Below are 10,310 nucleotides of genomic sequence, written 5' to 3' on the forward strand. Positions count from 1 at the left end.
GGCCGGGTCTGTACTGCTCCCGGCCATGCAGACGCTTACTGCCGCCGCGCTCGACATCCCCCGCCACATCGGCTTCATCGCCGACGGCAACCGTCGCTGGGCTCAGCTCCACGGCACCACCGCCGAAGATGGCTTCCGGCAGGGCGCGGTCGCCGTTCACCAGACCCTCGAACGCTGCCGCGCCCTCGGCGTCCAGGCGGCGTCCGTCTTCCTCATGTCCGAACGGAACTTCGGCCGCTCCGAGGACGAGGTGGCCGCGCTCGTCGACGTCATCGTCGACCTGCTCAATACAGAGGCCGCCGCGTCCACCGGCCCGCTCCGCGTGCTGACCCAGAACTCTGGTTCCTACGCGATCCCTGATCGACTCCTCAACGCCATCGAACACGCAAGGACCTCCACAGCCAACCGAACGGGTATGACCGTCTGCCTCGGTATTGGCTACGACGGCCGCGCCGACATCCGCCAGGCCGTCACCCAGGCCCTGCGCGCTGGCGATTACCATCCCGCGCAGGAACTGCCTCTCGGCGACTACCTCTCTACTCGGGGACTGCCGGACCTCGACCTCATCGTCCGCACCTCCGGCGAGCGCCGCCTGTCGGCGTTCTTGCTGTGGCAGTCCGCGGACGCCACCATCCACTTCGACGACCGATTGTGGCCCGACTTCGACGCCGACGCGCTCGTCGAGGCCCTGACCGTACACGCCGCCCAGACTCGCACGTACGGCCGTTGACCGACGTAAGTCAGTCGGCCACGATGCCGGGCGGCACTGACGCCGCCCGGCCGGTTTAACTTCTGGTCAGAACAGTCCGAACTGCCCAGCGCGCTCGAGGGACTGCCGCTCGTCCTCGGCCCGCTGCTGCGCCTCGCCCTGCCGCAAGAGGGCCTTGAGTGGGGCCTGACGCCTCTCCTGGGCCGCCTTGCGGGCCTGTAGCTCCTCGGCCGTCGCCCACCGCACCAACACCTCGTTGTCGGCGAGTCCGGGTGCGTCGCCGTCGACGTGGCACTTCACGTACGGCTGCTCCAGCCGGTGACGGACCTCGCGCATGGTGGTGAACCAGTCGGGACCGTACGCGCCGACGATGACGAGCAGCGCGCCGGCGTCGTCAACGTGCTGACGGGCGGCGAACCCGTCGGTCTCGTGCTGGGCGGGGTGGCTGGCCTTCTGCGTGGCCTCGCCGAGTTCGAGGTCGACGAGCCCGCCTTCGACGAGGTGACAGCGGATCGTGCTGACACGGGTGGCACGGGACATGGGACGGTTCCTTCCTTCGGGACGGGGCCGGTGCTCTCCGGCCCCAGGTACGAACGGGGCGCGCCGTCCACGGTGCCACTCCCGGGGTTGGGGCGGGCCGTGGACGGCGCGGCGGTGCCTATTCGGACAGGCGGTCCTTAGCGCGGTCCTCGAGGACGGCGAGGACTCCGGGAGTCCGCCGCACGGCCTCCTTCGCCATGCTCCGCACCATGCGGATGCCGAGGACGTCGGCCACCTGGCGAATTGTGGAGTCGGCGAACATGCCCAGCTCCGGCCAGTCGGCCTTGGCGGCGGCAATCTGCTCGTCGGTGAGGCGGTCGATGGTCCATGCCGACGGGGCGGCGCTGTCGATGATCCAGCGCTTGGACATCTCGGCGTCGATCGTGCCGAAGTCCTCCACGATCTGCTTGGCGAGATCGTCGCGCTCCTCCATGCGCGCGATCGGCCAGGCGTAGGAGTCCTGGTCCATCCCCTCGCGGCTGGTGAGGCGGGCGAAGTTGGCCTTCCACGCCGCGGCGTTCTCGCGGAGCCGGGCGAGCGGGCCGTTCAGGTCGGGCTTCTTGTACATGGTGGTGTCCCTTCGTTCGGGTCGGTGGCGGGGCGCTCTCCCCGCCGGTGGGCCGGGGCGCCCGTGGTGGACGCCCCGGAAGACTGGAGGATCAGGCGGTCAGCGTCAGGAGCTGTCGGTGGTCGGGGAGGGAGTTCAGCAGACGGTTCCGCCACGCCAGGGCGTACCGCGGGCAGTTCCCGCAGTGCTTGTGCGTGCACCCGGGCATCGGGGCCCGCTTGGTGGCGTTCAGGCTCCACGCGAGGGAGTCCGAGGAGTACAGCAGGTGGGAGGTCTCGCGGAGGCCAGTGACCTTGAAGCCGAACCCGTGGAGACGGATGCCCATGGCCCACAGGGTCTCGATGATCCGTACGGCTTCGTTCGTGGTCTGCCGACGGCACACGGAGCCGATGCCGACGACCGGCTCATACGCGAGGGCGACACCGGCCCGCTCGTACAGGTCCACGCAGCGCAGGTAGTCGTCGAGGGTGAAGCCCTGTAGGACGGGCATCCACGGCAGATCCGCGTCCAGCGACATGAGGTTCAGGAAGGACGCCACGGTCTTGTACTGGTGGCGCTCCACCGTCAGGCCAGTCTTCGCCAGGATCTCGTCCTCGCACATCCAGTCCTGGATGGCGCAGACGTCCATCATGGAAATCTCGTCGTAGTACCGGCGCGCGGCCGCGGCGTACTCGTACGGGGTGACGGTCCACTGGCCGTACTTCGACAGCTCCGTGAAGCCGCCGGAGTCCAGCATCCACGGGGTGACGGCGCGCGGCAGGGTCTTGCGGCCGGAGAGACGGTGGTTCGCGACGCACAGCGGAACGCAGTCCTCGCCGAACTCCGGCCGGGCGAGCCACGACGGCTGATGCGTGCCCAGGTACGTCACGCGGTCGACGTCGTCGTACGAGCGGCGGCCGGGGTTCTTCGGGGCGGCCGGTCGCATGGCCGCACTATTCCCGGTGGACGCCGGAAGGTCGAAAAGGACGACAGAAGACACGCGGATTCCTTCGTTTGGGACTGGTTGGCGGCGCTCTCCGCCAACACCCAACATAGTACAGCAATGAGACTCACGGAGAACCCGCAGAAAGCGGGGGCCGCTCACCAGGGCGACCCCCGCGGTGCGAGCCGGCTCAGCCCTCGAGGGTCAGGAACACCGGGGGCCGACCGTCCGCGTAGCGCAGCCGCAGCGTCCGCCCGTCCGCGTGCCGGTCCAGCCGCATCCCTTCCTCGGCGAGCGCCTCGGCCACCCTCTGCGCCATCTGGTCCCCGGGCACGGCCTGGTCCTCGATGGCGCCCCCGACCGTGACCCGGTACGCCATGCCCAGGTCGACGATCTGGGCCGCGATACCGGCGCGCTGGTACTCCGAGTACACCGACAGGCCAGCGGCCTCGCGTACCCACTCCCGCGGAGGCAGAGCAGGCAAGCCCAGGACGTTCGTCCAACCGTCCATCAGCCATACGGTGGTGCCGACGACGGGACCGCCCTTACGGATGGCGGGCGTGCCGTCCATACGGAACCGGTCCCCCGTCACATACACCGTGCCGGACGCCGGGTCGGACGATATGTGGACCTCGGTCACGCGGAGCTGGTACGGCCGGCTGTTCGGGATTCCCGACAGGGCCTCCGTCACCGTGATGGTCTGGCCTACCAGGGCGCGCACCGCCTCCGGCTGCTCGTTGGGGGTCTCTGGCTGTTCAACCATCGTCGTCTCGCTCAGCTCTCGTCGATGACCAGGCGCGCCGTCGTGGTCCCGTCGTCCTCGACGACCCGCACGGACGCCGTCACGACCGCGGTCACCGCCGTGCCGTCGCTGAGGACCGTGCTGTCCGGTCCGCCCGGCCACGGCGTCCGGTCCACCTTGAGCCGGATCGTCCTCGGCTCCCCGCCCCCGGCGAGTATCGCCTCCACCACGTCACCGGGCTGGATCTCCGGCAGACCGCGGCGCCCCTGTACCTGCTTGACCAGGTTGGCCATCTGGAACGGCGCGAACCCGGCCGCGGCGAGGTTGCGCACAAAGGTGGAGCCCAGGGCCGCCAGGTCGGGCCACTTCTCGATCAGCTCCTCAACCTGTTCGGAGGAGAGGTCCCGGCCGCGCCTCCACTCCTGCGGCGCCCACCGGTCGGCGGTCGCCCGCTGGTCGAACTCGGTGAACCGCTCGGCCAGTTCGTAGCCCGCGGTCGCGCGCTCCTCGAGGGCCTTCACCTGCTCCCAGGTCTCCGCGCGGGGCGTCATCGGCTTCACCGCCGCGGCGGCGAGCCCGCGCAGCGCCTCAAGCTCGTCGTCCAGGGGCAGCTCGGGAGCCCTGTCGGCCATCGTCTTCCTTCGGTCGTCGGATCGAGTGGTCACGGTGGTCTTGGGGCCCTGGGGCGCGGGGCGGATCTGCTCGGCCGGCACGGACCGCTCCATGCTCTCGGCGTAGCTGAGGCGGGCGCCCTCCGGCAACACGCGCACGGTGCCGTCGGCGAGCGGCCAGCCGAGGATATGCACGGGCCGGGCGGGCTCCCCCTCCCGCTTCCACATCGCCCGGGAGCCCACGGGGTGACGCTCGGCGAGCGGGGGAGCTGCCAGAGGCATGCCGACCAGTCTCCGGCCGCGCTCGGTAATGCGCAGGGAGTTTCCAAGCTCCCAGCGATCCGCGACGGGCACGGGGCGGCCCTCGCGGTCCTGGAGGACAGTAAGACCGTCGCGGACCAGGGCGAGCATGTCACTGTGTCCGGTCGTGCCCGGCATGGCGCCCGTCTCAGGGTTGGACCGTGCCAGTAAGGAGAAGCGGCCCAGCGGCGCAAGCGCGGCGCGCCCCTCGGCGGTGAGGAACCGGCCCCCGGCCGCCGCGTCGGTGCGCGCCCAGGACTCCGGGATGTTGTTGAGCACGCGCTGATTGACGCCGTCGGGCAGTCGGCCGTCTGCGTCGACGGCGGCGAGCATGACGCGGCGCTGCCCCAGCGTGAGCTTGTCGGTGGTGTAGGCGGTGGTGAACACGGACACGGGTCTTCTCCGGAAGTCGGTGGGTGTGTAGGGGGTCAGGACGCGAGGGTCAGGCGCTCGCGGAGGCGGAGGAGGTCACGGCGGCCCAGGTACATGGCGGTCGTCGACTTGCCGACGAACCCGGCCATCGCCGTCCCGGCCGGCGGCCGCTGCACGGGGCCGAACTCCTTCTCCAGCTCGGCGGCGCGGCGGATGATCTCGGCCATGGACAAGCCGTGCTTGAAGTCGGCGCCGACCTGGACCTCCATGTCCGCGTACTCGGCGGCCTTGTCCGGGCGCAGCCGCGCGGCGAGCACCACGTCGGCCTCACACCCGAGTACGCAGAAACTGCAGCTCAGGCGGCGCATGCCCCAGTCGTACGCTTCGTGGTACGGCAGGCCGGACCGTGCGATCTCCCGCCACACTTCGGCGTCGCTCCACCCGTGGATCGGGCGCCACACGGTGACGTGCCGCTTGCCGTTGCTCGCGGAGCGGTCGATCTCCACCTCGGCGAGCTTCGCCCGCGGCGCGGACTCGGCGGCCCGCTGCCCCATGCAGTTGAGGATGCGGACCGGGCGGCCCAGGTGGGACAGCTCCGCGGCGAGCTTGGTGAACAGCGTCCAGATCGGCCCGCGCTTCACGTCACTCGTGCACCAGCGTGCAGAACTCGAAGGCCAAGCCGGGGGGACCTTCACCGCGGCCGAGTCGAGGCCCGCCTCGATCGCCTCGCGCTCCGCCTTCGCCTTGAGCTTGCCGAAGCGGATCAGGACGCGCCCGAGGAGATCGGCGCCCTTCGCCTTCACCACCTCGAACCGGCGGACCCCGGCGAGACGGGCCTGCTCCTCGGCGAGAGCTTTCGTGCCGACCCACTCGATGTCCCCCAGGTCTGCGTGGACCACGACCACCTTGTCCAGCATCCCGAGGGCCTTCGCGCGGCGGACGACGTACGACAGCATCGCCTGGCTGTCCTTGCCGCCGCTGGAGTTCACGACTACCCAGTCCGCTTCGGCTATCAGCTCGTCGGGGACGGTCGTGGACGGCTTGAGCGGCACGGACGCGTGCACCTTGCGCGGGCGGCGCGCCTTCTTCGCCGGAGCGGCCGCGGGGGCGCGCTGGGGGCCGGTCTGGATGGCGGGGAGATCGAAGAGAGTGGCGGTCTGCATGACGGGTGTCCTGGGGGCGTGAGGCGGGCGGAGGGGCAGTACGGCCGGGGGGACGGCTACCGGCGCTGTGGGCGGCCCATGCGCTCCTCGCGCGGGAGCATCGAGCGGTCGACCGGCGGGAACGGCACGGGACGCCCGTATGCCCCGGAGCGCAACGCGGTCTCCCCTCGCGTCACGCGCGCCTTGAGCCACGGCATGGAGCGGCGCTCTCCGTACCGGTACGAGCGGGCGAGGCAGGAACGAGCGGCGGCGACGGTGGTGTTCGTCGACCGGACGCTGGCGGGGCGGGGACGGCGGTCGGTCCAGCGGGGAGAGCGGGCCTTGCGGCCGCGGTGGGCGCGAATCGTGGCGTGCACGGTGAAGTCCTCGAGGTCAGTGGAGCGGGCGAAACGGGGGCGGCGTACGGCCGGGGCGCGTGAGGGCGCGCCCTGGCCAGCGGGGAGCTGCTACGCCTCGCGGGGCGGCTCGATCCCCAGCGCACGGAGTACGGCGTGCAGGACCGTTCCGGGGTCGGCCCCCTCCTCGCCCGCAGCGCCCTCAACGGCGTGCCATGCGACGTTGTACTCGCCGGGCGTGAGCCGTACGGGCTCCTCCACGGTCCACAGAGGGGCCATGTCGTTGCCCTGGACGGTCCAGTAGTCCTTCTGGACGAGGTATGGGCCCTCCCACCGGCAGATGAAGGACGCGGGCACATGCCCTGCCTCGCGGACTTCGGCAGCGTTCAGGACGGTCCCCGCCCAGGCGAACACCTCGCTGTCGCCCGGTTCGCCGCTGCGGGAGATCAGCCGGTCCAGGCGGACGCGCATGCCGTGCTCGTGCACGATGTCGCCCTGCTCGAGTTGACTGGACTTCTTCTCGGTCGTGGGGGTGACGGACTGCGTGATCACGGTGTCTCCTCGGCGGGATGCGGTGAGTTGGGAGATGGTGCCGGGGCACGGTGGTGAGCGTCGCGCCCCGGCGGGTGAGGACCGGACCGGTCAGATGACGTCGGTGACGTCGTAGAAGCTGGCCAAGCCGCGTGTGAACCGCTCCAGGGAAAGCGTCAGCGTCGGGCGGGCGAACTCGCCGCGCACGGCATTCCGGTAGGACAGCTCTGCCAGGGCGCGCGCCCCGTGGTCACTGGCCCAGTAACGGCGCACCGACCAGTAGTCGACGCCGTACCGGGTCTTCTGCGTGACCGGGTCGACGTACTCGACGCACCGGATGATCAGCAGCGCCGAACCGTCCGCGCTGTTGATGACCGACTCCTGGAGCGTCTTGCCGCCGAGGATGTTGAAGCGGTAGGCGTTGGCCTGTTCACGCGGAGTGTCCGTAGGGGCCTCGGAGTTAAGGACGGTGCGCATCTCCGCGAGCTTCGCGGTGATCTGGGGCGCGGCCTCCATCACCAGGACAGCGTTCACAGCGGTGTTCCTTCCTTCGGGACGTTGGCGGTGCTCTCCGCCAACACGGAAGACAGTACAGCAATGAGACTTTCGTGTGTAGTACTCCCTGTGAATAGATGTGATTAGCCCCTGCGAGTCTCCTTGCTGCGCCATTCCAGACACGCGGGGGAGCCGCCGAACCGGGCCCGTCAGGCTGCGGTGCCGTACCGCCCGGGGCCCTCCCGCCGTACGACCGCCAGGAGGGGAACGACGGGCACCGGCACGGCCGTCGCCGGGTCGCTTGCCGTCGGGGCCGGCACAGACCGCGCGGTGATGTCCTGCACGGTGAACAACTCGCCCTGCTCCGGCTCATCGGGCAGCATTCGGGCCAGATGCGCGGCGACGCCCTCCTCTGGGGCCTCCGCCAGGTCGACGCCGCCCGCTTGGGCCCATACCTCGGCGGCCACGGTCCCGTACTGCTCCCACAGAGGCCGAGAGCTGTCACGCCCCGGGGCGTCCGGCACAGTCCCGCGCAGACCGCGCACCAGAGCGGTCAGGGCGTCCGCGCGAAACTCCCGGGACCGTACGCGCATGGTAGAGGCGTCCTCGTACTCCAAGTGCGCCTTAGCGGCCACAGATCGCTTCCACGCCCCGAACGCCCGGACCGCACGAGTGGCGAGACCTTCCACGGCGTCCAGGACTCGCGTCAGGGCGTCGAGGTACCGGGCCAGCGCCCGCCGAGGGCCGTCGACACGCAAGCGCCGCTCGTCCAACCACCCGTACCGCTCCCCGTTACCCCAGTTCTCCTCATAGATCGACCAGCGGGGGTTCACCCTGTACGGAGTCGACGCCTCCACGCCGTGGACGTCCGCCAAGTGCCACGCCACATGGTGGTGCTGCACAGCTCGACGCTTCGACGCCGCAGGGAAGTGCAGTTCCACCGTGAACCGGTTGGGGACCGACTCGTACGGGCGGGGGATCTCTACGTACGCGCTCACGCGCTATTCCTTCCTCGGGTACGGCGGAAGCTCCCGCCGCGGGGAGGCCGACCGCGGGACTGCGACCGGCACACTCAGGGGCTCAGCGACGGCGCAGCACCCGGCCCAGCAGGGACCGAAGGGACTGCACGCGGCTGCGCCGCTCGAACGTCCGGACCATTGCGGCGACGTCGGCCGGGTCCGGGGACTGGTGCCACCACACCTTGATAACCAGGGCCGTGCGCAACTCCCCGTACGGCCGTTTCACCAGGACGCTCGCTCCACCCTGGTCTGCCTTCCACAGCAGCCAGAGGTGATCCGTCTCGGAACTGCGCTCGAACTCACCGGTGCGCATGGTCGGGGTCAGGCCCAACAGGCGGGCCACCTCGTCGGCGAACGACTCGAACGTCCACCTCGGCGACTCGGCGGCGGGCAGGTGGGACGGGAGCCAAGACGGCAGAGACATGGGGCTGGAACCTTCCTCGGAACGGCGAACGGACCACGGATGGGCCGGTCTCAGACATCGGGAACAAGGCAGACAGACGGGTTTCTGGACTTTCTGGACCGTCCACACGCGCGCGGGCGTGTATGGGCCCGGAAGGCGCCGCCCAACCCCTTCGGCCGGGCGGCGCCGGGCCCGGGGTCAGGTGCGGCGGTCGAGGACGTAGTCGATGGGAACGGAGATGCGGAACCGGCGGCCGAACATTCGACGGGTGTTCTCGGCAGCGTCGTGGCGGCCGTCGCGCTTGCGGAACTTCAGGACGATGGGCGGGTGCGCGGGGATATGCCCGGCGGGTGAGTCCACCCCGGCGGTGATCCTGGCGGTGACGTTCCATCCGGTGCCGGAGTGGCTGCGGCAGTGCACGCGCACGCTGACCATGCCGGTGGCGATGGCGGACAGCTCCTCGGGCGTGCCGTCGGCAGCGTTGTACGCCAGGGCCGCCTCGCGGATCTCCTCGGCGGTTGCGGGCATGTCGGTACCGCGCAGGTGGTCGGCGTGCGGCGCGATGGCCAGGATCGCGGCCTTGGCCCGCGTCGCTGCGCTCCGGACCATGCCGAACGCCGTGGTGCGGGTGGTGGCGCTGGAGGCGGTGCGCAGGGCCTCCCACGCGTCCTCGATGTCCTCGAGGGTCTCGACGATCTCGAGGTGGTGCTCGCCGGGCGCGGCAGGGCCAAGAGCGCGCAGGCTCTGGGCGAGGTTATCGATACGGTTCGGGGCGGGCGTGAACAGGACGTCCTGCGCGGCCTCGTGCGCGGCGAGTGCGGCGAAGAGGGGAGCGGCGACGGCCGGGGTGGACGCGGCGTCGGCGGCGGGGAGGTCATCGCCCGTGGCGGGGCGCAACTCGACGGTGCCGCCGTTGACAATGCGGACGTGTTGGCGCTGCGGCGCGTCGTTGACGTCGTCGGGAGTGGGCATCTCGTGGCGCGGCTCGCGCCAGAGGCGGATGGAGACCGGGCTGCAGCCGTACAGGCGGGCCGGTGTGGGCCGGTTGGACAGGCGCACCCAGATGGCGTTAATCAGCGTCTTGTCCCAGCCGCGGGGGTCGTCGTCGCCCCCGTCAGCGATGGATTCGCATAGGGCGCGAACCTCGGCGTCGGTCATGCCGTGGAGCTGTTCGCGGATGGCCCAGTACCGCTCATCCTCGGTGAAGATGACCCGCACGTGTTCGGACGCGGCGCGCTTGCGGATGATGCGGCGCACCATCTCCTTGTTGGCCTTGCCCTGCTCCTTGTCGGCGTCCCGGGTCATGACGGCGTCCACGAGGTCGTGAGTGATGACGTCGTGGTTCGCGCGGGCGGCGATGAAGATCTGCAGCGCCATCCAGTCGGCGCGCTTCGTGGCAGTGATCACCAGGTGTTCCTTCGTTCGGGACGTCCCGGTTGCTCTCCGGGACTGTGTGGTGGGGCGGTGCGCCCTGCGCCCGTTCCGGCGGGTGCCGGCCTCGAGAGCGGGGCGCACCGCCCGCCGGGGGTCGGGGGGGGGGGGGGGGGGGGTGAGGGGGGGTCGGCGGTCTCCGGGGCGGCGGGGGTGTCGGCCGCGGTTG

At 70.7% G+C, this 10,310-nt stretch carries 13 protein-coding genes; 1 reads left to right on the plus strand and 12 read right to left on the minus strand.

The features are described 5' to 3' along the window. Nucleotides 1-25 precede the first annotated feature (25 nt). Nucleotides 26-730 carry a polyprenyl diphosphate synthase gene (uppS, locus tag ACFV9T_RS11085; protein WP_385438500.1) on the plus strand — a complete coding sequence of 235 codons (705 nt, stop codon included), beginning with the start codon at nt 26-28 and terminating at the stop codon, nt 728-730. Between the two features lie 66 nt (nt 731-796). Here uppS and ACFV9T_RS11090 read toward each other — a convergent pair whose 3' ends face one another. The 12 genes from ACFV9T_RS11090 to ACFV9T_RS11145 form a co-directional block, all read right to left on the minus strand. Continuing rightward, nucleotides 797-1,249, minus strand: coding sequence for a hypothetical protein (locus tag ACFV9T_RS11090; protein WP_385438502.1), 453 nt, complete (start codon nt 1,247-1,249; stop codon nt 797-799). 118 nt (nt 1,250-1,367) lie between these two features. After that, entirely contained in the window at nt 1,368-1,817 is a 450-nt protein-coding gene (locus ACFV9T_RS11095) for a hypothetical protein (protein ID WP_385438505.1), read from the minus strand. 91 nt (nt 1,818-1,908) lie between these two features. Further along, complete coding sequence (locus ACFV9T_RS11100) at nt 1,909-2,742, minus strand: hypothetical protein (protein ID WP_385438506.1); 834 nt, start codon at nt 2,740-2,742, stop codon at nt 1,909-1,911. A 187-nt stretch (nt 2,743-2,929) separates the two neighbouring features. Beyond that, on the minus strand, nt 2,930-3,502 hold the full coding sequence (locus ACFV9T_RS11105) for a hypothetical protein (protein WP_385438507.1): 573 nt from the start codon (nt 3,500-3,502) through the stop codon (nt 2,930-2,932). An 11-nt stretch (nt 3,503-3,513) separates the two neighbouring features. Continuing rightward, nucleotides 3,514-4,785: a hypothetical protein gene (locus ACFV9T_RS11110; protein WP_385438509.1), complete on the minus strand. Its 1,272-nt coding sequence runs from the start codon at nt 4,783-4,785 to the stop codon at nt 3,514-3,516. A gap of 35 nt (nt 4,786-4,820) precedes the next feature. Continuing rightward, nucleotides 4,821-5,927 (minus strand): phosphoadenosine phosphosulfate reductase family protein, encoded by a 1,107-nt coding sequence (locus tag ACFV9T_RS11115; RefSeq protein ID WP_385438511.1) that lies wholly within the window; start codon nt 5,925-5,927, stop codon nt 4,821-4,823. 56 nt (nt 5,928-5,983) lie between these two features. Beyond that, entirely contained in the window at nt 5,984-6,283 is a 300-nt protein-coding gene (locus ACFV9T_RS11120) for a hypothetical protein (RefSeq protein ID WP_385438513.1), read from the minus strand. A gap of 90 nt (nt 6,284-6,373) precedes the next feature. Continuing rightward, the gene (locus ACFV9T_RS11125) at nt 6,374-6,814 is read right to left on the minus strand and encodes a hypothetical protein (RefSeq protein ID WP_385438515.1); all 441 of its coding nucleotides are present in this window, start codon (nt 6,812-6,814) and stop codon (nt 6,374-6,376) included. Nucleotides 6,815-6,904: 90 nt separating this feature from the next. Beyond that, nucleotides 6,905-7,327 (minus strand): hypothetical protein, encoded by a 423-nt coding sequence (locus tag ACFV9T_RS11130; RefSeq protein ID WP_385438517.1) that lies wholly within the window; start codon nt 7,325-7,327, stop codon nt 6,905-6,907. A gap of 170 nt (nt 7,328-7,497) precedes the next feature. Beyond that, nucleotides 7,498-8,286 carry a hypothetical protein gene (locus tag ACFV9T_RS11135; protein WP_385438519.1) on the minus strand — a complete coding sequence of 263 codons (789 nt, stop codon included), beginning with the start codon at nt 8,284-8,286 and terminating at the stop codon, nt 7,498-7,500. Between the two features lie 82 nt (nt 8,287-8,368). Further along, nucleotides 8,369-8,731, minus strand: coding sequence for a hypothetical protein (locus ACFV9T_RS11140; RefSeq protein WP_385438521.1), 363 nt, complete (start codon nt 8,729-8,731; stop codon nt 8,369-8,371). A gap of 177 nt (nt 8,732-8,908) precedes the next feature. Then, on the minus strand, nt 8,909-10,117 hold the full coding sequence (locus ACFV9T_RS11145; RefSeq protein WP_385438523.1) for a hypothetical protein: 1,209 nt from the start codon (nt 10,115-10,117) through the stop codon (nt 8,909-8,911). Between the last annotated feature and the right edge of the window lie 193 nt (nt 10,118-10,310).

Origin of the sequence: Streptomyces sp. NPDC059850, assembly GCF_042731515.1 — a bacterium.
Lineage (GTDB): Bacteria > Actinomycetota > Actinomycetes > Streptomycetales > Streptomycetaceae > Streptomyces.